This is a genomic window from Photobacterium makurazakiensis (assembly GCF_050336715.1).
Lineage (GTDB): Bacteria > Pseudomonadota > Gammaproteobacteria > Enterobacterales > Vibrionaceae > Photobacterium > Photobacterium makurazakiensis.
In genome coordinates this window covers 1-26,061 of the sequence record NZ_JAKJSJ010000078.1, presented here as the reverse complement: position 1 = coordinate 26,061, position 26,061 = coordinate 1, and the positions used below count along the sequence as shown (strand labels likewise).

Annotated in this window: 22 protein-coding genes; 12 read left to right on the top strand and 10 right to left on the bottom strand. The window is 44.2% G+C overall.

All coding sequences use genetic code 11. The annotated features are described in order from the left end of the window. Positions 1 to 214 precede the first annotated feature (214 nt). A complete protein-coding gene (locus tag L4D09_RS25500) occupies positions 215 to 1,081 on the bottom strand; it encodes a TraB/GumN family protein (protein ID WP_428460360.1) in 867 nt (288 codons plus the stop codon). Positions 1,082 to 1,214: 133 nt separating this feature from the next. After that, a complete protein-coding gene (locus L4D09_RS25495) occupies positions 1,215 to 4,151 on the bottom strand; it encodes a heavy metal translocating P-type ATPase (protein WP_428460359.1) in 2,937 nt (978 codons plus the stop codon). A gap of 194 nt (positions 4,152 to 4,345) precedes the next feature. On the opposite strand from L4D09_RS25495, the gene cueR reads away from it, so the two are divergent. After that, positions 4,346 to 4,738 carry a Cu(I)-responsive transcriptional regulator gene (cueR, locus tag L4D09_RS25490; RefSeq protein WP_428460358.1) on the top strand — a complete coding sequence of 131 codons (393 nt, stop codon included), beginning with the start codon at positions 4,346 to 4,348 and terminating at the stop codon, positions 4,736 to 4,738. A gap of 44 nt (positions 4,739 to 4,782) precedes the next feature. Here cueR and L4D09_RS25485 read toward each other — a convergent pair whose 3' ends face one another. Next, complete coding sequence (locus L4D09_RS25485; protein WP_428460357.1) at positions 4,783 to 5,637, bottom strand: co-chaperone YbbN; 855 nt, start codon at positions 5,635 to 5,637, stop codon at positions 4,783 to 4,785. A 793-nt stretch (positions 5,638 to 6,430) separates the two neighbouring features. Here L4D09_RS25485 and L4D09_RS25480 point away from each other — a divergent pair. Both L4D09_RS25480 and L4D09_RS25475 read left to right on the top strand, forming a co-directional pair. Beyond that, positions 6,431 to 7,621, top strand: a complete 1,191-nt coding sequence (locus L4D09_RS25480; RefSeq protein ID WP_428460356.1) for a winged helix-turn-helix domain-containing protein — start codon at positions 6,431 to 6,433, stop codon at positions 7,619 to 7,621. After that, entirely contained in the window at positions 7,618 to 8,772 is a 1,155-nt protein-coding gene (locus L4D09_RS25475; RefSeq protein ID WP_428460355.1) for a winged helix-turn-helix domain-containing protein, read from the top strand. The genes L4D09_RS25480 and L4D09_RS25475 overlap by 4 nt, the downstream gene beginning before the upstream one ends. On the opposite strand, the gene L4D09_RS25470 is transcribed toward L4D09_RS25475, so the two are convergent. The 3 genes from L4D09_RS25470 to tesA all read right to left on the bottom strand — a co-directional run bounded on the left by L4D09_RS25470 (position 8,753) and on the right by tesA (position 12,044). Continuing rightward, on the bottom strand, positions 8,753 to 9,514 hold the full coding sequence (locus L4D09_RS25470) for an EAL domain-containing protein (RefSeq protein ID WP_428460354.1): 762 nt from the start codon (positions 9,512 to 9,514) through the stop codon (positions 8,753 to 8,755). The genes L4D09_RS25475 and L4D09_RS25470 overlap by 20 nt on opposite strands. Positions 9,515 to 10,598: 1,084 nt before the next feature. Continuing rightward, entirely contained in the window at positions 10,599 to 11,426 is an 828-nt protein-coding gene (locus tag L4D09_RS25465) for an SDR family oxidoreductase (protein ID WP_428460353.1), read from the bottom strand. Between the two features lie 9 nt (positions 11,427 to 11,435). Beyond that, positions 11,436 to 12,044 carry a multifunctional acyl-CoA thioesterase I/protease I/lysophospholipase L1 gene (tesA, locus tag L4D09_RS25460; RefSeq protein ID WP_428460352.1) on the bottom strand — a complete coding sequence of 203 codons (609 nt, stop codon included), beginning with the start codon at positions 12,042 to 12,044 and terminating at the stop codon, positions 11,436 to 11,438. Between tesA and L4D09_RS25455 the strand changes: the two genes are divergently transcribed. Together L4D09_RS25455 and L4D09_RS25450 are read left to right on the top strand one after the other, a co-directional pair. After that, entirely contained in the window at positions 12,043 to 12,717 is a 675-nt protein-coding gene (locus tag L4D09_RS25455) for an ABC transporter ATP-binding protein (protein ID WP_428460351.1), read from the top strand. The genes tesA and L4D09_RS25455 overlap by 2 nt on opposite strands. Then, entirely contained in the window at positions 12,714 to 15,167 is a 2,454-nt protein-coding gene (locus L4D09_RS25450; RefSeq protein ID WP_428460350.1) for an ABC transporter permease, read from the top strand. Before L4D09_RS25455 ends, L4D09_RS25450 begins: the two co-directional genes overlap by 4 nt. An 86-nt stretch (positions 15,168 to 15,253) precedes the next feature. Here the strand turns inward: L4D09_RS25450 and L4D09_RS25445 are convergent, their stop codons facing one another. Beyond that, the gene (locus L4D09_RS25445) at positions 15,254 to 16,159 is read right to left on the bottom strand and encodes a TIGR01777 family oxidoreductase (RefSeq protein ID WP_428460349.1); all 906 of its coding nucleotides are present in this window, start codon (positions 16,157 to 16,159) and stop codon (positions 15,254 to 15,256) included. Between the two features lie 243 nt (positions 16,160 to 16,402). Between L4D09_RS25445 and L4D09_RS25440 the strand changes: the two genes are divergently transcribed. The 6 genes from L4D09_RS25440 (at position 16,403) to focA (ending at position 20,486) form a co-directional block, all read left to right on the top strand. Beyond that, positions 16,403 to 17,137, top strand: coding sequence for a DUF1538 family protein (locus tag L4D09_RS25440; protein ID WP_428460348.1), 735 nt, complete (start codon positions 16,403 to 16,405; stop codon positions 17,135 to 17,137). A gap of 9 nt (positions 17,138 to 17,146) precedes the next feature. Further along, positions 17,147 to 17,941, top strand: coding sequence for a DUF1538 domain-containing protein (locus tag L4D09_RS25435; RefSeq protein ID WP_428460347.1), 795 nt, complete (start codon positions 17,147 to 17,149; stop codon positions 17,939 to 17,941). Continuing rightward, positions 17,931 to 18,281 carry a P-II family nitrogen regulator gene (locus tag L4D09_RS25430; protein ID WP_428460346.1) on the top strand — a complete coding sequence of 117 codons (351 nt, stop codon included), beginning with the start codon at positions 17,931 to 17,933 and terminating at the stop codon, positions 18,279 to 18,281. Before L4D09_RS25435 ends, L4D09_RS25430 begins: the two co-directional genes overlap by 11 nt. Then, on the top strand, positions 18,278 to 18,700 hold the full coding sequence (locus tag L4D09_RS25425; RefSeq protein ID WP_428460345.1) for a CBS domain-containing protein: 423 nt from the start codon (positions 18,278 to 18,280) through the stop codon (positions 18,698 to 18,700). Before L4D09_RS25430 ends, L4D09_RS25425 begins: the two co-directional genes overlap by 4 nt. 79 nt (positions 18,701 to 18,779) lie before the next feature. Then, the gene (yfcE, locus tag L4D09_RS25420) at positions 18,780 to 19,328 is read left to right on the top strand and encodes a phosphodiesterase (RefSeq protein ID WP_428460344.1); all 549 of its coding nucleotides are present in this window, start codon (positions 18,780 to 18,782) and stop codon (positions 19,326 to 19,328) included. 306 nt (positions 19,329 to 19,634) lie between these two features. Continuing rightward, positions 19,635 to 20,486: a formate transporter FocA gene (focA, locus tag L4D09_RS25415; protein ID WP_428460343.1), complete on the top strand. Its 852-nt coding sequence runs from the start codon at positions 19,635 to 19,637 to the stop codon at positions 20,484 to 20,486. A gap of 114 nt (positions 20,487 to 20,600) precedes the next feature. Here focA and L4D09_RS25410 read toward each other — a convergent pair whose 3' ends face one another. Beyond that, positions 20,601 to 21,923 (bottom strand): anaerobic C4-dicarboxylate transporter, encoded by a 1,323-nt coding sequence (locus tag L4D09_RS25410; RefSeq protein WP_428460342.1) that lies wholly within the window; start codon positions 21,921 to 21,923, stop codon positions 20,601 to 20,603. Positions 21,924 to 22,024: 101 nt separating this feature from the next. Between L4D09_RS25410 and L4D09_RS25405 the strand changes: the two genes are divergently transcribed. Beyond that, positions 22,025 to 22,300, top strand: coding sequence for a hypothetical protein (locus L4D09_RS25405; RefSeq protein WP_428460341.1), 276 nt, complete (start codon positions 22,025 to 22,027; stop codon positions 22,298 to 22,300). A gap of 3 nt (positions 22,301 to 22,303) precedes the next feature. Here L4D09_RS25405 and pta read toward each other — a convergent pair whose 3' ends face one another. Together pta and L4D09_RS25395 are read right to left on the bottom strand one after the other, a co-directional pair. Beyond that, positions 22,304 to 24,442: a phosphate acetyltransferase gene (gene pta / locus L4D09_RS25400; RefSeq protein ID WP_428460361.1), complete on the bottom strand. Its 2,139-nt coding sequence runs from the start codon at positions 24,440 to 24,442 to the stop codon at positions 22,304 to 22,306. Positions 24,443 to 24,634: 192 nt separating this feature from the next. Beyond that, positions 24,635 to 25,831: an acetate kinase gene (locus tag L4D09_RS25395; protein WP_428460340.1), complete on the bottom strand. Its 1,197-nt coding sequence runs from the start codon at positions 25,829 to 25,831 to the stop codon at positions 24,635 to 24,637. Positions 25,832 to 26,061 lie beyond the last annotated feature (230 nt).

Below are 26,061 nucleotides of genomic sequence, written 5' to 3'. Positions count from 1 at the left end.
CTTCGAAAGCCTCAACTGCGCGTCCCGGTCTTATGACGCAGGCTTTTTTCGTTTTGGGTGTTTGGTTAAATCATTGAATAGCGTAGCTTGGTCGCGCATCGCAGCTCTTGGTATAAGCGGACCAGAGGGGCGGGGGTTCCCTGTTTCCTTGGTTTGGCCTCTTCACCGACCACTCTTCGAAAGCCTCAACTGCGCGTTGCGGTCTTATGACGAGCTACAAACGACAGTTACTTCTTTCACCTTGTGTTAATAGGCTAACTTCAAACCCCTGCTGCTCAAGTAATGCTGGTACTCCTTGCTCTCCAAAAAGGTGTAATGCGCCTACCACGACGATAAAACGGCCTTGTTGATACAACGGAGACGTTGAAAGCTGTGAGGCCCAATTATGATTGCGTTCAAAAATCAATGTGTCGTCGGTGTCATCAGAGTACTGGCTATCTTCAAATAGTGATAATAATTGCTGGTGATCACCGGCTTTCCATGCATCGACAAGACAATTAAGCTGAGTCTGCATCTCATCCCAATCATTTACTGTTGTCATCAGTAAATCTTTGCCGTGATCGTCAAATGACTCCATCATTTCAATTTGTTGCTGAATACTTTCGAGCTCAAGAATGGGGCGTTTTTCTTCATTGGCGCGTTGTAACAGGGTGATATCAATACCTTGCTCAGGCGTTAGACCAACTTGCTGAGCCATATCCATTTGGAGCTGGATCGCCGCCAGCCAAGGTGGGCTATTGAGCAATGAAGGGTAGGATTGATGTGTTTGTTTCGTGACTTGAGCGAGCTTTTCTTTTTCAGCATGGTCGAGTAGTTGGGTCGTAGTCGGTTGGTTTGGGTTGAGCGCTGTATTCGCAGGTTTGAGGATGTTGGCTTCGACGACCAATGCATCAGCGTCTTTCCAATGGTCGAGAAACGGAGATGGTAGCGGGTATAACGTTTCATTACCGGCGTGAATTGAACCTAAAAAAACAAATTCACGTTGGCTGTCTTTGGCGAGCCACACCATCGGGGCAGAGTAGGCTGACGTAGCGATAAATGGCAGTAGCCAGCACAGTGTTGAAAGTCGAGATAAAAACATAAGGCAGATAGCTGAGAAAACCAATGATACCTTGGTTATATCAGCTATCTGCCGCTGTGGCTATTTATCAGGATGAAGCCAGAACCACCAAACAATAAAAACAATGGTGGTGATACCGATAATGGCAACCATATTATTGCTCCTTACTTTTAGGAGAAGTGCGATGTGTACTGCCTTTCGGGCGGAACAAACGAAGTCGGTTGGCATTACTCACCACGGTGATGGAAGATAGGGCCATTGCCGCACCTGCAACAACAGGACTTAAGAGCGCTCCTGTGAATGGGAATAAGACTCCAGCTGCAACAGGGATACTTAATGTATTGTAAATAAAGGCTCCAAACAGGTTTTGCTTCATGTTTTTTAACGTCGCCTCCGATAACTGTAAAGCATCAGCAACCCCATGTAATGAATGGCGAACCAATGTTAATTGTGCGCTTTCAATGGCAACATCGCTACCACTGCCCATCGCAATGCCCACCTCAGCTTGTGCTAACGCTGGGGCATCGTTGATCCCATCACCAACCATTGCGACTTTTTTACCTTGTTGCTGTAATGCTGAAATTTCGGCGGCTTTACCGTCGGGTAAAACACCTGCGATCACATGGTCGATCCCTGCTTGTGTTGCGATGGCTTTTGCTGTTGCTTCGACATCACCAGTAAGCATGATGACTTCAAGTTTCATGGCTTTTAGTCGTTTGATAGCGTCAATTGAGTCGTGACGCAGTGGATCGCTGATCCCCATGATGCCGACCAACTGATTATCTTGTGCAATGAAAATCGGCGTAGCGCCCTGTTGGCTTATGGCATCAGCATCTGATAACTCAGTGGTCACGTTTATTTGATGAAGCTCCATGAGCTTGCTGTTGCCGAGCAAGATCTGATGGCCATCAACCTCGCCACTGACCCCATACCCAGGTATCGCCTTAAACGTTTTTAGCGGTTGTAGTTCAAGTGATTTGTTTTTAGCCGCTTCAAGAATGGCTTTTGCCAGAGGATGTTCAGATCCTTGTTCAAGGCTAGCTGAAAGTGCCAGTAGCTGTTCATGATTCATGCCATGGTATGCTTTTAACTCCACAAGTTGAGGCCGGCCCTCAGTCAATGTACCTGTCTTATCAAGGACAACGGTATCGACATCCGCCGCGATTTGCATTGCCTCAGCATTTCGGATAAGCACGCCGTATTCTGCGGCCCGTCCAACACCGACAGTGACAGACATTGGCGTCGCAAGACCCAATGCACATGGACAGGCAATAATGAGTACCGTAGTTGCCGTTATAAGCATGTAGATAGAAGAAGGATCCGGTCCGAAGTAATACCAAATCATTGCCGTTAGGGTCGCGATGATCATCACTGATGGGACGAAAATACCTGAAATTGTATCTGCAAGGCGAGCTAGTGCGGGTTTACTACTTTGTGCTTGACGTACGAGCTCGATGATCCGTGCGAGCATGGTATCGTGACCAATCTTTTCTGCCTTAAAAATCAGGCTACCATTTTGGTTTATAGTACCAGCGTGTATGTGATCACCTTGCTGCTTATTGGCTGGAATAGGTTCACCCGTTAGCATGGATTCATCAATGTAGCTGCTGCCGTCAATGATTGATCCATCGACAGGTACCTTGGAGCCAGGATACAGGCGTAATAGCATGCCTGCTTTTACTTCGGAAAGAGGAACCTCTCGCTCTTGATTGTTTTCAATGATCACAGCGGTTTGCGGCTGTAAGTCTATGAGTTTCTCAAGGGCTTTTGATGTGCGGCTTCTCGCTCTGGCCTCTAAGGCGTGGCCTAAAGTGACTAAGCCGAGGATCATCGCAGAGGCTTCAAAATAGACATGCCTTGCTTGCATTGGCAATAACTCTGGGACTATGACCACGAGCATTGAATAGAGCCAAGCCGCGCCCGTACCCAATGCGACTAAGGTATCCATCGTTGCTCGGTGGTGCTTGAATGCTTTCCAACTATTGATGAAAAATTGTCGTCCAACAGTGAGTAATAGCACCAGAGTTAGTACGCCAACAATGCCCCAGCCGAGCTGATCTTGAGTTGAAGTAATCATCATGCTGCCACCGAACATGCCCCAAGCCATCATTGGCACGCCCGCTCCCAGTGCTATATAGGCATTACGGATATGATTGCGGAATGTTGTCTCATTTTGTTGTTGCTGACGTTGGCGGCGTGATTGTTCATCTTCACTAAGCTCTGCACCATAACCCGCATCGCTGATCGCCTGAATGACGACATCTGTGGAGGCAGAGCCAGTAACTAGCGCAGTGCGCTCAGCTAAATTGACACTAGCACTTGCTACACCCTTAACCGAGACAATGGCTTTTTCAACGGAGGCGACACAGCTCGCACACGTCATTCCGGTAAGAATAAACTGGTTGGCTTTGCTGCCTTGTTCTGATGCGTTGGCACTCTGTTCTTTGAGCTCTTTTTTTGGCTGGGGCGGCGTACTGGCAACTTGTGATTCAGCGTTTTTAGTCGTGTCATGATGAATTGCATTAACGGCGGTGAAACCTAACTCGGTAATTAACCCAATGAGGGATTGTTCACTGATATAGCTTTGAATCGTTGCAGACGTTTTACTGACGTTGAATGACTCAACGTAAGGGTGTTCGGTAAGTGCTTGCTCAACTTTCGCTACGCATTTACCGCAGTTTAGCCCGGAGAGGTTTAGCGTTGACGTATTCAGTACGGGAACTTGAAAGCCAAGCGTTTGAATTTGAGTGATTACACCGGCGACAGGTACCGTTCCAAGTCCGGTTAAACGGGTTTTATTCACCTGGAAATCTACAATTTCAGGGTTTTCGGTTAAGGCTGCTTTTACTTTATTGACGCACTTACCGCACGAGAGTCCCTGCAGGGGAAGGTCGTATTTATATCCCGCCTCATAGCCAAGTCCATCAATAATATTGATGACTGTGGTTGGGTCAATATCGCCATGAATGACCGCATTTTTTATATCAACAGTCACTGCGCTAACGCCTGGTAAATCCGTTAACGCCGAGCTGATTTTATTGGCGCAGTTCATGCACCTGACTTTTCCCAGTGGGAGGGTGAGCTCAGTCATAATCTTGCCTTAATAACATACCTGCAGCTTATAGAGAGCTATAAAACCTGCAGCTTACTATTGGATGATATTGCTATGATAAAGCTTCCATTAACTAGAAGGTCAATGTTTTTTACCTTAAAGCTTGTTAACTTGTATACCCACCTAAATTATGAATAATGAAACCAAGATTACAGTACCTGTAAGGTTAAATGATGAATATTAGTGAAGTCGCAAAGCTTACGGGCTTAACAGCAAAAACCATTCGATTCTATGAAGATAAAGAGGCGATTTCACCGCCTTCACGTGCGGAAAATGGATATCGACAATATAGCCAGAAGCATGTCGATGAACTTCATTTGATACGTCGCTCTCGCTTGGTTGGCTTTACGTTGGATGAAAGCCGTGAATTATTGGACTTTTCGAGAGATCCCAAAAGACGCAGTGCAGATGTGAAGGTGAAAGCGGAGCAGAAAATATTAGAAATTGATGAGAAGATAAATGAATTACGTCAAATGAAGCAAACATTGGAAGTACTGACTAAGCAATGCCCTGGTGATGAAGGTGCAGAGTGCCCAATAATCGAAGGGTTATGCCAGCATCAGTAAACCACCACAGTAACAATACGGTGGTGGTTATCTCAAAGGTATAACTAGTACAGTAATGAGTACAGCTGGCGGCGGTATTTGCTGGCAATAGCATTGCCTTGACCGAGTGCAGCAAGAATATCCATCATCGTCTTCTTCGCATTACCATCCGCAAAGTTCATGTCTTTACGTAGCAGCGTGATTAACAGTTCTAACGCTTCTTCGGCACGTTCCACCTGGCTGTATTGCACGGCAAGTTCGAATACGATATCGAGATTTTCTGGCTGGGCTGCTAGCTTTTCTTCCAGTAAACGGATCTCGGGTGAATCACTTGCTTGTTTATGTAATTCAAGCTTTGCCATTAAACCTTTATATTTAGCGTCTTGATCTTGCATTAGCACCGTTGCGAGTAAACTTTCAGCTTCGTCATATTGGGCGGTTTCGACTAAACACTCAGCAACTGCCAGTGTGATCACACTGTTTTTTTCAAATTTAGTCGAGAGCTCTCGAAGTACAGGAAGCGCTTCATTAAATTGCTTGGCGTCGACTTGCTCTAACGCCGCTTTAAGTTCAAGCTCTTCTGGACTTGGTAAATGTTTGGCTAGCATTTCGCGAATGCTTTGTTCTGTTTGTGGTCCTGCAGCACCATCAACAGGTTGGCCATCTTTAAACAATGCAACGGTTGGTAAGCTACGCACGCCAAATTGCGAGGCAACCATCTGTTGGGTTTCGCAGTTTAGCGTAGCAAGCGCAACTTGGCCTTGATAGGAAGCGACAACATGCTCTAAAACTTGGTTAACTTCGGCGGTTTCAGGCATTGAAGGCGCCCAAAAGCTGATTAATACAGGGGTTTGCATTGATTGCTCAATGACCTGTTGTAAGTTTTGCTCGTTTAATTCGATAGCAATTGATTGGTACATGGGTTTACTTCGCTCCCTAAGAATCTTGCTCTTTTGTTGGGTATAGTTATGGGGGAGCCTTCAGCCTATTTCAAGCATTATTATACCTAAACCCCTTCAACGGCGAAGATTTCTTGAAGAAAGTACTTTTGTTGAAAACATTTTCCTCTAACTCGCAAGAGGGCTTCCCTCAAGAGTCTGTAGCTTGAAGTTACTTAGCAATCGTTCTAACCATCAGCGTTGCGATGTTTGACATGGAGTATGGATGTTAATGGAATAGTCGGTAGACTGCTTAATTGATGGCTCCCTCGTAATATGAGGTAATCAGTATCTAATGATTTAGAGGTATATTGGTCGAAGGTCATTTATTGATGGGTTTTTATATTAATACTGTAAATTAAAAAATTAGTTTATAAATTTAGAAAGTTTAATCTTTCAATTTATAAGAAATACACAACGAATGAACGTCATATTTTCGACGTATTATATTTTTTAATGGTTAGTAAATTGACACTTGGTTGGTTGTATGTTTTTTCTTGTTGTATWTATGTTTTTTTTGTCTTTTAAAATGTCGTATTAGTTCCAAAATGATAGTAAAGAATATTTTTTTGGGGTAAAATCCCGTCAATTACAACTGAATTTGTTACATGTGTAGGCTGTTAATGKAATGGCTTTAAAATACACTGTTATTTTTTCTTAGCTTAATTTATATGGATATATAACCATTAAATGCTTATTTAAAGTGTATATATAAAGTCAAATATTTACGTAAAATTTCACATTAAATTAAAGTTATGATTTGGTGAAAACCATAATGATCAGCAATGTAGTATTTAAAAGTAACGTTAAATGGAACCCTGAAAGTGATGTATTGTGGTCAGGTCAAAATAAAATTACTCTAAACTATTCTGAACATAAAGTATTACTAGTGCTTTATAGTCACTTAGGAAAGCCAGTATCTAAAGAGGTACTGATATCAACTGCTTGGCCGAATCGTATTATTACTGACTCTTCTTTATTTCAAGTAATTAGAAGCTTGAGGCATAAATTGGGTGAACCTGATAAAGGTACGTACCTAGAAAATGTTTCAAAAGTGGGCTATATCCTAAAACCTGAAGCACTTACAGTAAAGAATGAGAAAAGCCCAATTAAATTATGGTGGGTGATTGCTCTCTGTCTCTTTTTACTGTTGGCTATTTTGGTAAACTTTTTTAGGGCAGAAATTTCATCTGGGAAAAAACAAGAGCAGTTATATATCAGTTATGATGATTTTGTCGGTAATCAGATTACGCTTTATTCCGATAGTGGTGACTCCCTCGTAGCATTAAGGGGGTACGCTGAGCGCCTTGTCGCACTATTACCGGAAAAGGAACGTATTTTTTATCTCTACCAAACCCAGTATGAGCTTTATATCTCGAGCTGTAATGCAAATAGGGGTATATGTAGGGCAGGTAAAAGCTTTTCAATCGTTCTGAACCTCGATGAAAAAGAGCAGCGTTTAGAGCAAATTGCTGATGATATTGAAAAGCGATATTTGTCTGAAAATGAGCCGAGAGCCACGCTATCTTCATCAACTCAATGGCTAACTAATATTTACCGCTATGTTGGGGATAAGACAACGCTCCAATACTCCACTCAAAGCATTAGCTCGGGAAAAGACTGTAATAGTCAAATATTCTCAGGGGTTATGTATGCCGCTAATATTAATGCTAGAAGCCATACAATTGGTGTCAGAGGGGGAAGGGTCATACTTCAATATCCTGACTTTGATGAGTTTATAGCCTCTGGCGATGCGAAACTAAGTATTTTGAAAATTGATAATGGTTTTGATGAAAATCTTGGGCATTACAGCAATGTGTTAGAGAAAATGGCAGGCAGTGGAGGAGACTATTATAGGTTTCACTTGCCCTATAGCCGCAATAATATGAGTTTATTACTCATACCTGGAAGTTCAATGAATTGGATTTATGGACTTGATGTATTGTCTTGTATGGGTGATAAATGAAGGGGTTAGTTTGTTTTTCAGACAGTGTTGTATTTGATTTAGGTGAAAAGAAATTATTTAAGAAAAATTGTCAGGTGAAATTAAATGCAGCAGAAGAGCGAATATTGCTTCATTTCATTTCTAATCATCATGAAATCTTAGATAAAGCGCAGTTATTACATGCTGGGTGGCCGAACGGGTGTGTGACTGAATCATCACTGTTCGGTGTGATATTAAGCCTAAGAAATAAACTGGGTAAAGACGTTATTATTACGGTACCAAGACTTGGTTACCGGATGAAGGTAATAGAACGTAAGACTGTAAAAAACAAGAGGAGTACAGCTTTCTTTTTCGCCAGTATTTTAGGTGCTGCTTTTGCATTAGCGATAAGTTATTTTTTTACTCAAGAGGTATTAGACCGAAAGCCGTTGATTAATGACAACACTCTATATGCGTTAACTTTGCTAAATGATGAGAGCAAAACATTTATTAAACACCTTACTCGGAGGCAATCTGCATTGAATGTGTATGTGGCCTCTTATGGTGAGATTAACTCAATTAGTTGGTGTAATAAAACTGAAGATGGAAAGTGTACATCAATGAAAGATGTGACGGTTCAGTTTTATAACTGGCAATTACCAGAGATGCTTGACCATCTAGCAAAAGGGAAGTTAGATGAGCCGCTGAAAACGGTGTCGAGCTACCATGGTAGTTCCAATTATTTCTCATCTTACTTTATTTCATTTGAAGGCCAATTATTTGAGGTTGAACTTGATATAGCTTATGAGAATGATACTGGTAAAGGAGAGGGGATCGCCTTGAATGTTGCAACTCTCGATACTGGAAGTGACTTTTTATTATTAGCTCAATCAGTAACAACATCAGTGCGCAAGACGGTTAATTGGTATAATAGTGATCTATGGATGACCGTGGATCAAGGCTCTTTTCAGTTAAATGAATCTGTAATTAAGGAATATTTCAGTGATATCAAAGATACAAGTTTGTTGGTTGAATTATCAACGAAACCTGTTAGATCTGCAGGAAGAGTCAATAGTATTATCGATAATGGAGACGCACGCTTATGGTTATTTCCTAACGGGATCTTGCTATGGGTATATAAAAGCCAGGAGCCTCACTCAGGTATTTTTCCTTTTATGAATGTGCTTCTATAGCCACCGTATGCCAGTTGGTCGCCAACATGGAGGAAATCTCGGATTCGTCATGAGGAGGGGAAAATAGAAAGCCTTGCTGGAATATCACTCCCGCCTTTAGCCAATGAAGCTTTTTTTCTTCAGAATCAATACCCTCAGCTATCCACTGTACATCTTTAGATGTCGGGGTATTGAGCATGGAAACCTGTTGATTGATTCGAGCTGTATTAGTGACACTTCTATCTATCTTTATGCCCTCTAATGCTGAGAGTGCAATTAACGATGAGTGGATATGGTTTGGAATGTAATCATCAATATAGATACAGACTCCTTCTTGTTGTAATCGTTGAATAATAGAAATGGTGTTATCAAGCTGTTGAATCGGCAAACGTTCGGTTATCTCTAGGATTAGACCATGATCAAAAGATTGATATAGACGTTTACAAGCTTGAATTTGATTGATTATTTCCTCATTGGTGAGCAATTGAGGTGGTACATTCAAACTAAGTTTAAATTGTCCGTTGTATTGCGTCATTAAAGCGAAAGCCTTTTCAAGCAAAAAATATGTGACCGGCTCAATAAGCCAGCTATCTTCAAGTGTGCCAATAAATTCGCTAGGCATAATGAGTTGCCCATCTTTTTTTAGCCTTAATAGTATTTCAAAAGCCGCAGTATGCCCATTTTTTGTGTCGATAATTGGTTGGTAAAAAGGAATGAATTGGTCATTGTAAAACGCTCTTTCAAGCTCTTTCAGTGTCAGCATCTGCAATTTGGCTGATAAATATATCTGCCACTCCTGTTGTTATTAAAGCACCGCTATGTTGATAGTAATTTCATTGCCAGTCCCTACATTGTTAGCTTTGACTTGTCGTTGAAATATAGAGAGCTAAGTTAGAAGGGTTGATGCGTTAATGGTAGGGAGTTTTAATTATTTTTAATGAAAGCACGATTATTATTCTTATTTTCTTTACAAACAATATGTTACGTAGTTTTTGTGCATGTATCCATCTGAATTTATAGGATGTAAAAAAACATAAAATTGGTTCATTTAGGTAGGAAGTGGCATGAATGCAGAAATAGAGGCGCTTTCATTCGTATTAATTATAAACTTCACGCTTCATGGCGATTTGAAACAAAGTTAATTGATAGTACGCAAGGGTTATTTAACAGTACTTTCCCAAGTTAGTTGCTATGGCTTACGATTTATTGTCGCTGAAATATTAGCTATGTCGTTTCAATCGGGTATACATCACCATGAAGCCTAGCCAATGACGGAAAGCATTCGTTTAGAGTTTTATACCATTGTTGTATTCGCAGCTGAGAGTGTTGCTGAGCTAGAGTGAGTTGGCAGCAAGTACGGTGAAACTGCAAGTTTCAGCGCTAAAGTCGACATTTAATAGTTTGAAGTGTTCATTCTGATAAGTTTATTGTGCTGATCATAAAAAGGAGAACGGTATCGAATTACCGTTCTCCTTTTTATTGAAACGTCAGTAGTAGTGCCAGTGTTACGCATACGCATAAAACATTTATTTGGCGTAATGTCATGACCACACCTTATTTAGAGTATAAATTTTTGATTTTAATATTGAAATAAAGTGCAGGCTGTAGGGCACTCTTTCAACTTACATAACAATACTAACGCTGTTGTGTGACACAAATATTACGTTTCTTGTTTTTTTCGAGTGATTTTTCAGGGGAAGAGGCGAAAAGCCTATTTGTAGAGGGAAACTGTGCTGAAACGGTGCTTTTTTGATCGTGAAGAAATTTAAGGTGATGGAATAGTGTACAGGGCTGGCAAATACCATTGATTAGGTGATATTTGCCATGACATCAGGGGAATGGCTTGCTTAATCACTTTTTCCGAGTAATTTATCTAGCCATCGACTGGGTAGAATTCGTTTAAAAAAACCAAAAATATAGGTGGGTTGAGTGACGTAATATCGAGGCTTCGGCTCGGATGCCGCAATAATTCTTTCTAAGCGAGATAAAACTGATTCAGGCCCTAGCGTAAACTTGTTTGATGGAGCTGACTTTCCCAACCTTTGAAGGGTGTTTACATAACGTGTCAGGTGGCGAGAGTTAGGCATGTCGATATGTTGTTCGAACATGGCTTTTGCATTTGCGCGAAATTGACTCTCTATCGGACCGGGTTCAATCAAGCTAACCTGGATCGGTGTATCCTCGAGCTCAAGCCTTAACGTATCGGTGTAGCCCTCAAGGGCAAACTTACTGGCGTTATAGGCTCCGCGGTACTTCATTGCAACAAGCCCTAACACAGAGCTGTTTTGGACTATTTTACCGTTGCCTTGCTGCAGCATAATGGGGATCGCTGCACGGGTTAGATGATGCCAACCAAATAAATTGGTTTCAAATTGTTGGCGCAGGGCATGAGTGGGTAAATCTTCGAGTGCGCCGGGCTGGCCATAGGCGGCATTATTGAAGAGTACGTCTAGTTTGCCGTCGGTAAGGTGGAGAGCATCTGCTAGCCCTTGCTCAATTGACGCTTCATCATTCATATCGAGCTTTACGCAATGTAGCCCTTCTGCTTTTAAACGCATGACATCGCTGGCTTTGCGACAACTCGCGACAACCTTATAGCCTGACTTATGCAAAGAATGGGCACAATAGTAACCGATACCACTGCTACACCCCGTGATCAAAATACTCGTCGTCATTGTTATCCCTTATTCTTGATAGAGGTATGGAGCAATATTGTCTGCCATGTAATCGGCAATCCATGGCTGAGCGTCTGCTTTAGGGTGAAGGCCGTCTTCCATCATCCATTCCGGTTTCAAAATGATATGCTCTAAGAAAAAAGGCAGTAATGGAATATCAAACTCCTGACTTAAATCAGGGTAGAGGTTTGCAAAGTATTCGCTATACCGTTTACCGTAGTTAGGTGGTACATAAATTTGCATTAACAGCGGAATAGCCCCAGCGGTTTCAATTTGAGTGATCATCTGGGTCAGGTTCTTGCGTATAGTAGTAGGAGGAAATCCTCTTAAACCATCGTTTGCCCCAAGCTCTATAAGGACATAGTCTGGGTTATGGCTTTTGAGTAAACTGGGTAAGCGCGCAAGACCATTACCCGTTGTATCACCTGAGATACTGGCATTGATCACCGCCAAATCATGCCCATTTTTCTTTATCTCAGGTGCTAAAAGGTTTGGCCAACTTTTTTCAGCTGGCATTTGGTAGCCTGCGCTTAGACTATCGCCTAAGACCAATAACGTTGCAGCAAAACTTTGCTGTGAAAACAAAATAAAAAGTAAAACTGAAAGGAATCGCATCATGTCTACATCCGTGATTAAAGCTGTATCTGTATCCAAACAGGTGACGACGGCATCGTCGTCTTTAACCATTTTGCAGGATGTTTCTCTTGAGGTCGAGCAGGGAGAGGTAATTGCTTTAGTTGGTGTGTCAGGCGCTGGTAAGTCAACGCTGATGACATTACTTGCTGGTCTCGATATTCCCACTCAAGGGAGTATTGAACTACTCGGCAATTCATTATCAACAATGGATGACGAATCACGTGCTGCGTTACGTAGCGAAGCAGTAGGCTTTGTTTTCCAAAGCTTTTTGCTTATCCCTTCTTTAACCGCGCTAGAAAATGTGATGCTACCGGCGATTATTAAAGAAGAAGGTGCCGATGAACAACGGGCGCATGAACTGTTAGAAAAGGTCGGGCTCGGTGGGCGTGAAACCCATTTACCGTCCCAGCTATCTGGCGGTGAACAGCAGCGGGTTGCGTTAGCCCGAGCATTTATGACTCGGCCACAAATATTATTTGCCGATGAGCCAACAGGCAATCTTGATCAGCACACGGCCGCAAATGTGATTGAATTATTGTTCGCTCTGAACCGAGATCATGGCACGACCATGGTGTTGGTCACCCATGATCCGCATTTAGCTGAGCGTTGTGATCGTACTTTGTCGCTTGAAGGTGGGAGCATGGTGGCAGCATGACAGAAATTACTGAAACGCGTCCGAACGCAAAGCCCAAAAGCCAGAAGCTGATGCTGAAATGGAGTTGGCGTGAATTATGGCAAGGTCAATTGTGGCCTGTCGCTGTGGCGTTAACCTTGATCATTGCCTGTGTGTTTGCCTTGTCTGCGCTGGTCGTTCGGGTTGAAAAGATCATGGTTGATCAGGGGCGATCGATGATTGCAGCTGACTTGGTCTTCCGCTCGGCTAATCCCGTTGAATCAACACTTTTAGCGCAAGCTGAAGACTTAGATCTTACCATTTCGCAGCAAATACGTTTCGGCACCATGGCGTTTAGCGAACAAGCGATGCAGTTGGTGAGTGTAAAAAGTGTTGAGGATGACTTTCCATTACGGGGTGAATTGGTACTTGAAAGCCCCTCAGGCTTAAAACATCAGGTGTCACCGGGTGAACTGTGGTTGGCAGAACGGTTGTTTGATCTACTGCAAGTAAAAGCAGGTGATACGCTGGCGATCGGCGATGCTGATTTGGTTGTCAGTGGCAAGATAGCCCAAGAGCCAGAGCTCTCATTTAATCCGTTTAGTCAGATGCCTGCCGTATTAATTCATGCTGACGATCTTGCACAGACCGGGGCGATTCAACCTGGTAGCCGAGTGCAGTACCGTGCGTATTTTAATGGTTCAGATAGCCAGCTAAATGCGTTACAAGAATCAGTATCACTTGAACCTGGCCAGCGATGGTTAAGTGAAACATCACAAGGCCGTACTGGTGACGTGATTGAAAAAGCGCGGCAATACCTATCACTAACGCTTATTCTTGTGATCTTGATGGCGACAGCCACACTGGTTTTGACCTGTATGCACTATGCATCAACACGGGTTGAAACGGTTGCCATGATGAAAAGCCTTGGTGCCAGTAAAAAGTGGTTATGGCAGTGGTTGGCCCGTCAGCTTACGATGCTGTTTGCGATTGCCGCGGTAACAGGTGTGACATTAGGCGCGATACTGGAGTATTTATTACGTTTGCCGCTAGGTGATGTGTTACCTCAACCGCTGCCAGAAATGGGAGTAACTCCCTTATTCATTAGTGTGCTCGTGGCTTTACTGGTTGCTATACCGGGAATGGGGATATCACTAATACGGCTTGTTGATGCTCCAGCAATTTCGGTGATCCAACAACAAACACAATGGCCTGTAAAGCGGCAAAGCTATTGGTTACTGGCTCTGCCTGTTGCGGCGGCGTTGTTTTGGTTTGGAAGTAATTCCCTGATGTGGTTGACGCTAGCAGGGTTGGCGGTTTTGATGCTGTTGTTAGCCGTGCTTGGTGTCGGTATTGTCGCCGTGCTTAAGCGCGGAAAATGGGGGGCTGCAATGACGTTGGCGTTAAGCCGGATCAGCCGTAGTCCAATGGCAACGGGAGCACAGCTAGCCGCGTTAACCAGCTCATTGATGCTATTGTCGGTGATTTGGATTTTACGCAGCGATTTGCTTTCTGATTGGCAACAAACGCTACCCGCAGATGCCCCGAATGTATTTGCACTCAATATTGCTCCGGAACAGCAAGCGGCATACCTGTCAGCCCTTGATGAGCTTCAGGTTGAACGCTCAGAGGGTTATCCGGTGATCAGAGGACGGTTAACCCATATCAATGGCGATGATTTACTACAGAGTATCAATGACTCAGAAGAGCGGGATGAGTCATTACGACGCGAGTTGAATTTCACTTGGCGTGAACAAATGCCGCATCACAACACGTTACTTGAGGGTGAGTGGGGAGGAGAGTCAGGCGTATCGATAGAATCAGGCATTGCTGAACGCTTAGGCGTTACCATTGGAGATAAACTTGATTTCAATGTCAGTAGCCAAGTGTTTAGTGCGACGGTAACCAGTATTCGACAAGTCGAATGGCGTAACATGCGCCCGAACTTTTATTTCATCTTCACGCCTGATGTGATGGAAAACTTACCTGCTACTTGGCTGGTGAGCTATCGGATTAATGCGGGGCAAAATGATGTCATTAACCAGTTAGGTAGAGATTTCCCGACGGTGAGCTTAATGGACTTACGCACCATGGCAACCCGGATTCAGGGGATCATGCAGCAGATGTCGCTTTCGTTATCGGTGCTAGCGGCGCTTGGTGTGGTGAGTGGCTTATTGTTAGTGATGACTTTGTTGCGGTTGAGCATGATGCAACGTAAACAAGAAATTAAACTCTACCGAACGCTTGGGGCCAGTAAAAAGCGGATTTCAGCAACGGTATGGGGTGAATACGGCATCATGGCCTTAATTGCTGGTGTCATGGCCGCGATTGGTGCGGAAGCTGTCGTTGCAGCCTTGGTTAAGTGGGGATTTGAGCTTCCATTAAACTTGCACCCGACAATGTGGGTTGTGGTGCCACTGCTAGCTTTGTTACTGGTAGTCTTCATTATTCGGTCAATGTTAAAAGAATTGTTGAAGCCAATAAAAGGTTAGGCATTCGTTTTCGCAAAATAAGCAATCAGTCTTAAAGGGAAGCGAATCGCTTCCCTTTGTTTTTATAGCGCTTTTGACGATAAATATCAGCTGAGTATATCTTCAAGTGCCCCCTTCAGTTGAGGGTGACGAAATTGATAGCCAAGTTGTTCCAATTTGGCCGGAACAGCGCGTTGGCCATCTAATAGCAAAGACGCGGACTCGCCAAGAACAAGTTGTAGTACAAATGCGGGGGTAAACAAGAAGTGAGGGCGGCGCAGTACTTGTGCTAGTGTTTGGCTGAAGACCTTATTTGTCACAGGCTCGGGAGCTGAGAAATTAAATGCCCCTGATGCGCTTGGTGTCTGCAGTAGAAAGAGGATGCCGTTTACCATGTCATCGAGGTGGATCCACGGGAAATATTGCGAACCACTACCTATCGGCCCACCAAGGCCCAATTGATATGGCGGTAGCATTTTAACTAATGCTCCCCCATGTTGAGCTAAGACAATACCCGTGCGCAGTAGGCAAACTCGAGTCTGTTCTGATTGAGCCTGAAGGGCGATGTCCTCCCATTGCTGGCACACTTCATGGGCAAAGTCGTTTTTCTGAATGTTATCGGCTATATCAAATTGCTCGTCGATGATAGTCGTATATTGATTACCATAAATCCCAACGGCAGATCCGCTGATGAACGTGTGGGGTGGGCTATTACCTGCGTTGCACTTCTCGACTAGTTGTTGGGTTATTTCCCAGCGGCTCTGACAAATTTTCTGTTTCTGTTTGTCAGTCCAGCGTTTATTGATAATGGGTTCACCAGCGAGGTTGATGACCACGTCAAATAGGTCAAGGTTATCAAGTGAATCTAGGTTGCCAATAGCCGTAACATTTTCACCAAGCTGCTCGCTCGCTTGTTTGGGGGTACGGCTCAACACGGTCACTGAACATTGCGTTAGCTGACTGAGTAAAGCTTTTCCAATAAACCCTGTCCCACCTGTCACGAGTATATTCATTGAGTTTCCTTTGAGAACAATCAACCACAATAGGTTTATGTATATACCAGTATACTCAACAGCCCGATCACTTGAAGCCTATGATTTAAGGTTTTTTTATGGGGTGATGGGTGTCAAATAACAAAGATAAAGAATGTGTGTTAGTTCTCGTGTCGGCAAAGAAAAATTATGTCTAATTGTTAATGAGGAGTACCTTTTAGGTATGCCCTCAGGATGAGTGGGGGCGATTGACTGGGAGACGCTATGACCATTGTGTTTGCATTGTTTAAGTCGATGTTTTCCAGTTTCCGGGATTTGCTCCCAATCATTGTCGTGATCGCTTTCTTTCAGCTGGTGGTTCTACAGCAGCCCATGCCCCAACTTGCACCCATCTTGCTTGGATTAGTGTTTGTTATTTTTGGATTAACATTATTTGTTTACGGTTTAGAGCTTGGGCTGTTTCCTATTGGCGAGTCTATGGCGCGCTCTTTTGCCAGTAAAGGGAGTGTGATATGGCTATTGGTTTTTGCTTTTTGCCTTGGCTTCGGCACCACGATTGCAGAGCCTGCGTTAACGGCAGTGGCGGCGGAAGCTGCCAAGGTAGCCGCTGAAGGCGGGCTTATTGAGCTAGGAAAACAAGCACAATCGGATTATGCCAATGGCTTACGGCTTACTGTCGCATTATCGGTGGGCATCGCAATTATGCTCGGGGTTATTCGAATAGTTAAAGGTTGGCCTATCCACTGGATGATTATTGGTGGTTATCTTACGGTGATGACAATGACATGGTTTGCACCACCGACCATCGTCGGCATTGCTTATGATTCTGGTGGTGTTACAACCTCGACCATTACCGTGCCGTTAGTTGCTGCACTTGGCGTAGGGTTAGCCTCTTCGATTAAAGGTCGCAACCCGATGGTTGATGGCTTTGGACTGATTGCTTTTGCATCGTTGACACCAATGATTTTTGTCATGGCGTACGGCATGATCATGCATTAGGAGGTGGCTATGCTAGGGATAGAAAGCACAGCCTCACATTTTATTGATACCTTGCTGTCGACAGTTCGCGATGTTTTCCCCATTGCGGTGATTATTTTTGGCTTTCAACTTGCCGTGTTGCGCCGTCCGGTTACCAACTGGCCGAAAATAGTGTTGGGTTTCGTCTATGTCATCATTGGGCTCACTTTCTTTTTGATGGGGCTAGAGTTAGCACTCTTTCCGCTGGGTGAGTCTATGGCGATGCAGCTTACGGCTCTGGATTTTTTATTTGATTCCGGTGAGGCGATCCCAGCAGAGGTGCACTGGAGTGAGTACTACTGGGTTTACGTCTTTGCTGCGGCGATTGGGTTTAGTACTACCATCGCAGAGCCTTCATTAATTGCGGTAGCAATAAAAGCCAATCAGGTCTCAGGCGGGACGATAAAAGTGAATGGTCTTCGAATTGCTGTCGCATTGGGGGTGGCATTTGGTATCTCATTGGGCAGTTACCGAATTGTTGCTGGTGATCCATTACATTATTACATCATGGTTGGTTATGTCTTGGTGGTTATTCAAACGTACTTTGCCCCCAAGACCATCGTGCCGCTGGCTTATGATTCCGGTGGCGTTACTACCTCTACAGTCACGGTGCCAATTGTGACTGCATTGGGCTTAGGGTTAGCTTCTTCAGTTCCGGGGCGAAACCCAATGCTTGATGGATTTGGTTTAATTGCTTTTGCTAGCTTGTTTCCGATGATCACAGTCATGGGGTATGCCCAGTTGTCGGTATGGAAGGCAAAAAGGAGAGAGGAAAATGCGCTTTAAGTTGTTATTAGCCTTTGTTGAAGATTTAAAAACCGATGCAGTACTTGATGCTGCCCGCAACGCTGGGGCGACGGGGGCGACAGTGATTAACCATGCTCGGGGGGAAGGGCTGAATAAGAAAAAAACCTTTTTTGGTTTAACCCTTGAGATCCAACGAGATGTGATTTTGTTTGTGGTAGAAGAGCATTTAGCGCGAACCATACTTGAAACGATTGAGCGGGTGGGCGGGTTCGATACCGAGTCGGGGCAAGGCATCGCGGTTCAGTTAGATGTTGAAGATGCGGTGGGCGTGGCTCATCAAGTAGAAACCCTGACCAAGGTAGTAGAGGCTAAATTATGACTTATTCTGACAATAGTAACGAAAGTTTAGTCAAAGTCCGTGATGTGATGATGGATCAGTATGCGATTGTTGAAGGGGTGATCACTGTTGCTGAAGCGGTGCGTATCGCAAAGCAAAGGCAGATAAAGGCCTTGATCGTTAACAAGCGGCACGATGATGACGAATATGGCATTGTATTGATGAACGATATTGCCAAGAAAGTACTGGCACTTGATCGGTCTCCAGAGCGAACCAATATCTATGAAATCATGACGAAACCAGCATTGTCGGTTAATGCCAGCATGGATGTACGTTACTGTGCGAGACTGTTTGAACGTTTTGGCATAAGCCGTGCACCTGTGATAGAAGGTGGAGAAATCAAAGGCATGGTTAGTTACAACAATATCGTGCTGAATGGCATGTTACGGGAAGAGCAATAGTGGTAGAGAGACAGCATGGCATTGTGAAGATCTTCGGTGTAGGATCTATTTTAATTGTTGATAGAAAAGTAACCTTGCCATGAAATTGTTTTTTGCTTCTGATATCCACGGCTGTGCAGAAAGCACACGTCGTGCCCTTGCTGCGTTTGAGCAAAGTGGTGCAGAACACCTGATTTTGCTGGGGGATGTGTTAAACCACGGTCCTCGAAATCCCTTGCCTGTCGGGTATGCACCTATAGAGGTTGCGGAGCTTCTTAACCAGCATGCTGAAAAAATTACTGCCGTACGTGGTAATTGTGATAGCGACGTTGATCAGATGCTTTTAGATTTTCCAATGATGGCTGACTACAATTTGGTTTTGCTACCAAACGGTCGTCGTTTGTTTTTAACCCACGGTCATCTCTATAACAGCGATAAGCACCCGCGTCTGCGTGATGGTGATGTTGTGGTATCGGGACATACGCATTTACCCGTAGCAGAAAAAAAAGGCTCGTTGTTTGCCTTTAATCCAGGGTCTGTCACCATTCCTCGCGGTGAGTATCAAGCCAGCTTTGGCCTGTTAGAAAATAATCTATTAAAAGTCGTCTCGTTTGATAATGAGGTAATCTGCCAGGTTGAACTCGGCTAATTTACCGCTATGACTTGATAAGAAAAGGCGGCTAAGCCGCCTTTTTTGATCTTAATATTTGAAACAGATCACTAAATAAACATCATTTTTCACTTGCTCATGTGATGATTTTGTTATTTCCATGGGCCAATGGTGCTATTGAAATGCTTTGGGATGTATATCTTACCTCTCACATCGGATTTACCGAGTATACAACTCGAATATTTCGAGTTTTTGTGTTGGCAAAGCCTTGAATTATTGTCTTAGAAGGTTCAATATCGCGCCTCAAAATTAGATATTTCAAAATATTTCAGGTGCAAGAGGCTTATGGTTCCGGGTCAATTTGATTCTTTATTACCTCCCCAAATGGCGGAAAGAGCGGCAGAAATTGGTGTAGGTAAAGCGACAAAAGATCCCATTAAATCGCTGTTGCTCGCAATTACTGCTGGTATGCACATTGGTATTGCCTTTGTGTTTTATACCACCGTGACGACGGGAGCGGGTGATATGGCTTGGGGTATGAGCCGCTTCATTGGTGGCCTTGCATTCAGTTTAGGGTTGATCCTGGTTGTCATTACCGGCGGTGAGCTATTCACCAGTTCGGTATTAACCCTTGTCGCTCGTGCGAGTGGGAAAATTAGTTGGAAAAACCTGTGGCTTAACTGGGGGGTTGTGTATATCGGCAACCTCATCGGCGCGCTGTTGCTGGTTGGTATCATGCTGATGACTAAGCAATATATGTCAGCAGATGGTGAGGTGGGTATTAACGCCATGCAGATTGCCCAACATAAAATGCACCATGGATTTTTCCAAGCCGTTGCACTGGGCATTATGTGTAATGTTTTGGTTTGTGTCGCAGTGTGGATGACGTTTAGCGGTCGTACGCTGACGGACAAAATTTTGGTGATGATTTTACCTGTTGCGATGTTTGTATCTTCAGGCTTTGAGCACTGTATCGCCAATATGTTTCAAGTGCCAATGGCGATTGGTATTAAAACCTTAGCGTCCCCAGAATTTTGGCAGATGACAGGCATGAACCCGGCTGATTTTGCCGATCTGACGATGAGCCATTTTATTATTAATAACCTTATTCCCGTCACATTGGGCAATATTATTGGTGGTGGTGTATTTGTGGGTATGGGGTATTGGATTATTTATTTACGAGGCCAAGATTACTAGTCTGGTAATGCCTGAAAGTTTCTACGTTTTTCGGCGATGAATTGTCGCTGTCTTTTTCGTCTTGATTCGAGTCTGACGTTGGCCATAGCAAATAGCTATGGCCTTTTTTTCGTCTTAATTCACCATCATTGAAATGAAGTAGCCAATGATTGTTGCTGAACCAACACCGATGAAGCCAGGGATCATAAAGCTATGGTTAAGCACATATTTACCAATCGCCGTGGTACCTGAGCGGTCAAAGCTAATGGCAGCCAGATCACTTGGGTAGAACGGGAAGAAGAAGTAAGCATAACAAGCAGGAAGCACACCTATCAGTACAGCAGGGTCGATGCCTAAAGCAAAACCCAGTGGTAGCATAATGGTCAATACTGCTGCCTGGCTCTTCAGGAAGACTGAAACAAAGAACATCGCAAAGGCGAATGACCACGGATAGATGTTAACCATGCCGCTAACGAGATCGACCAAGTACTCTTTGTGGTGGCCAATAATGGTGTCACTAAACCATGCAATACCGAAAATGGTGATCACCGCGCTCATACCAGCGGTAAATACATTACTGCTGACGATGCGCTTTGGTGAAATGTTGGTGGTTAGCAGGATAACTGCACCAACAGATAGCATCAGGAACTGAATAGCAACCGACATGCCCACACCTTGTGGCAGCAGCTGTTTGCTAAATAGAGCAATAACGATGACAGAAAGAATACCAAGTAGGAAAACAGTCAGGCCTTTCTTCGCCGTTTTCTCTTGCTCTGCTTCTTCTGTTGCTGTGCCTTCTTGCTCTGGATCCACTAGGCTACTGCGGAATTCTTCATCTTCCATGCGAGCTTTAAATTCAGGATCTTGGTCAAGATCTTTACCGCGCTTAAGGCTCCACAAACATGCGATTAATAAACCACCTAAAGTTGCAGGGATCGTCACCATCAACACGTTGATTAGGCCGATGTCCAGGCTGTTGTCCATCGCTGTTGCCATTACTACAGCAGCAGCGGCGGCAATTGGACTTGCAGTGATACCCATTTGTGAGGCAACACTCGCCATTGCCATTGGGCGCTCTGGACGAATACCTTTTTTATAGGCAACGTCGTAGATCACAGGGAGAAGGGGGTAGACAGAGTGACCCGTACCAACTAGAACCGTTAACGTATAAGTACACAAAGGACCGAGGAAGACGACGTGCTCAGGGTGTTTGCGAAGTAAGCGTTCAGCAAATTTAACCAGCAGCTTCAAGCCACCGGTGGCTTCAAGGGTTGCTGAGGCGGCAACGACAGCTAGGATAATAAGCATGACGCCAACGGGTGGTGACCCCGGCGCAATACCAAAAACAAACGTCATTACGGATACGCCAAGGCCGCCAAGCAAGCCAAAGGCAATACCGCCATAGCGAATCCCGATTAAAATAACGGTTAAAAGTAGTAATAGATGAATCCAGAACATATATCCCTCATTGAATCTGTTGCATATTGGTCAAAAATCGCTAGATCTGTTGTTAACAGTCCATTACGTGGGTTTATACGCTATTCATTCAGGAATAATCGGTGTATACCTCTAATAAATACAACCAGTTAACAACTAACCCTTTAGTATTAGTGGTTATTGTGGCGCAGATCAAAATTCATAATACTTCTGTTGCATACTTTTGCACTGTAAATAAGAGCTTGAGTGAATATAGAGGGATATTTATTCTTAAGAGCAGAGAGCAGAGAGCAGAGAGCAGAGAGCAGAGAGCAGAGAAAAAAGAAGAAAATAAAGAAGTGATAAACAAACGCCCCCGCAAAGCGGAGGCGTTAATTACAGTGCAGCTAAGTAATTAAAAATTACTGGCCTGCATCTTCAGCTTGTTTTGCCTGAATCGCAGTTAGTGCCACTGTGTATACGATATCGTCTACAAGTGCGCCACGAGAAAGGTCGTTAACAGGCTTACGCATGCCCTGAAGCATTGGACCGATAGATACTAGGTCTGCTGAACGCTGTACCGCTTTGTAAGTCGTGTTACCAGTGTTTAGATCTGGGAATACGAATACAGTCGCTTTACCCGCTACTGGCGAGTTAGGCGCTTTAGAAGCAGCAACGTTTTCCATGATCGCAGCATCGTACTGAAGAGGACCATCGATGATTAGATCTGGACGTTTCTCTTGAGCAAGCTTAGTCGCTTCACGTACTTTATCTACGTCTGCACCCTTACCAGAAGTACCAGTAGAGTAAGAGATCATAGCAACGCGTGGTTCGATACCGAATGCTTTAGCAGAGTCTGCAGACTGGATAGCGATTTCCGCTAGCTGCTCAGCGTTTGGATCTGGGTTGATCGCACAGTCACCGTATACCAGTACTTGATCAGGCAGAAGCATGAAGAATACAGATGATACGATAGATGCGTCAGGTGCAGTTTTGATGATCTGGAACGGAGGAACGATTGTGTTCGCCGTTGTGTGAACAGCACCAGAAACTAGGCCGTCTACTTCACCGTTTTCTAGCATCATTGTGCCTAGGAAAACAGAGTCTTGTAGTTTTTCACGTGCAACAACATCAGTCATGCCTTTCGCGCCACGAAGCTCAACCAGACGAGCAACGTAGTTTTCACGTACAGCTTCTGAATCGATGATCGTTACGCCAGAACCAAGAACCACGCCTTGTTGCTCAGCAACACGCTTGATTTCTTCTGGGTTACCAAGAAGCACACATTCTGCGATACCGCGCTCAGCACAGATAGCTGCTGCTTTAACGGTACGTGGTTCGTCACCTTCAGGCAGAACAACACGCTTAGCCGCTTTACGTGCTAGCTCAGTTAGCTCGTAACGGAATGCTGGTGGGCTTAGACGACGTTCTTTCGCTGAACCTTCAGTCAGTGATTCAATCCACTGGCCGTCAATATGGCTTGCCATGTATTCGTTAACTAGCTCAACACGCTCTTTATCGTCAGCTGGTACTTCTAGGCTGAAGCTCTGAAGGTTCAGAGATGTCTGCCAAGTGTTACCAAGTGCAGTCATAACAGGTAGACCTGTTTCGAATGCACGCTCACATAAATCCATTACTGGCTTAGGTAGCTCGTAACCGCCTGTCAGTAGTAGGGCACCGATCTCAACACCGTTCATCGCAGCAAGACATGCAGCAACAATAACGTCTGGACGGTCAGCTGAAGTCACTAGTAGTGAACCAGGACGGAAGTGCTCAACCATGTGCGGAATCGAACGTGCACAGAAAGTGATGCTCTTAATGCGACGCGTAGCGATGTCACCTTCGTTGATAATTTCAGCGTTTAGGTGCTTAGCAATATCGGTTGAACGTGTTGCGATTAGCTCAGAGCTCCAAGGTGCACAACCAAGTACACGGATAGGGCTTGAGTTAAATACCTGCATAACTTCAACGTTTGAAGGTACAGTTGCTTCTGCATCATCAAAGATTTCAGATAAATCAGGACGAGTACGGCCTTCAGCATCAACAGGCGCGTTTAGTTTGTTAACGATAACGCCTGAGATTTGCTTGCTCTTAATGCCGCCGAAGTTAGAACATGCAACTTCGATACGTTCTTTAAGTTGAGAAGGGTTATCAGTACCTGGTGCAACAACGAATACGATTTCAGCGCCAAGCGTTTTCGCAATTTCATAGTTGATCTGGTTTGCAAACGAGTGCTTGCGAGTTGGTACTAGACCTTCGATCAAAGCCACTTCAGCGTCAGCTGTTGATTCTTTGAAGCGAGCAACGATATCTTCTAGAAGAACATCGCTCTTATCGTTACCGATAAGCTCTTGGGCACTATCCATTGAGAATGGTTCAGCAACTTTCATGTCACTGTTAGCAGTGATGATGTTAGTTGTTAGATCTGGCTGATCGCCGCCGTGACGTGGCTGTGCGATAGGCTTGAAGAAAGAAACGCGAACACCTTTGCGTTCCATTGCACGTAGCACACCAAGGCTAACGCTAGTAAGACCAACTCCGGCACCAACCGGAATAAGCATAATAGTACGGGACACTATGGATTCCTCAACTATTGAACAATACAGTGCTGTTCAATAACGATTGAGTAACCGGTATTGAACAGCACCACAAAAAAGGGTCATAACCAATAGAAACGAAGTGGTTATGAAAAAACGGCCGGCCTAAGCCAGCCGTTATCACTATGTTTACACATAGCTTAGACTAATACGCGATTAGATTTCAGCTAGACGAGCTGTATCTTCTGCGATTACTAGTTCTTCGTTAGTTGAAACAACCATTGCAGGTACACGGCTGTTTGCAGAAGTGATAGTACCTTCTTTACCGAAACGTGCTTTAAGGTTTGCTTCGCCGTCAACTTCAACACCAAGAATAGCAAGACGGTTAAGAACCATTTCACGGATTGGTGCAGAGTTTTCACCGATACCACCAGTGAAAGTGATTGCGTCTAGACGACCTTCTAGTGTTGCAGTGTAGCCAGCAACGTACTTAGCTAGACGGTGACAGAATACGTCCATTGCACGTGTTGCTTCTGCTTTCTCGCCGTAGTTGTCTTCAACGAAACGACAGTCAGAAGTCACTTCAGTTAGACCTTGTAGGCCAGACTCTTTAGTTAGCATGTTGTTGATTTTCTCAACAGAGTAACCAAGGTTGTCGTGCATGTGGAAGATGATAGCTGGATCGATATCACCACAACGCGTACCCATTACAAGACCTTCAAGAGGAGTAAGACCCATAGAAGTATCTACAGATTTACCGTTCTTGATTGCACAAACTGATGCGCCGTTACCTAGGTGACAGTTGATGATGTTTAGTTCATCTTCTGGCTTGCCTAGTAGCTCAGCTGTTACACGTGTAATGAACAGGTGAGAAGTACCGTGCATGCCGTAACGACGGATGCCGTGATCTTTGTATAGGCTGTACGGAAGTGCGTAAAGGTAAGCTTCTTCAGGCATAGTCTGGTGGAAAGCTGTGTCGAATACCGCAACGTTCTTAAGCGCAGGGAAAGACTGTTGTGCAGCTTTGATACCGATGATGTGAGCTGGGTTGTGAAGTGGTGCAAGTGTTGCACAGTCTTCAATACCTTTAAGAACAGCGTCATCAATTAGTGCAGACTTAGTGAACTGCTCGCCGCCGTGTACAACACGGTGGCCTACTGCAGCTAGGTTTTCAGATAGTTCTGGCTTAGAAGCAAGAATAGTGTCAACCATAAATGCTAGCGCTTCTTCGTGAGCTGCGCCGTTACCTAGTTGTGCTTCGTGCTTACCGTCAAGTTTCCACTTGATGCGAGCTTCTGGAAGGTGCAGACATTCTGCAAGACCTGTCAGGTGTTCTTCACCTGATACTGCGTCAACAACAGCGAACTTAAGAGAAGAACTACCGCAGTTAAGAACTAAAACCAGCTTAGACATGAGTGACTACCTATAATCTGTCTGAAAGTTGATATTCAACTGAATAAAAATTACCCATAGAATAGACGACTTTTCTTAAAGCCGATCCAATCGGGGTCAAATTCGTGTTATATCCATATAATGAAAGAACCGTGTAACTCAGCTCCTGAGCCATCCATGAGGGTGCCTTTGGTTGCCAGAACAGAAATTACAGGCAACAATTAGATAAGGCGCGCTTAGGATAGCGACGA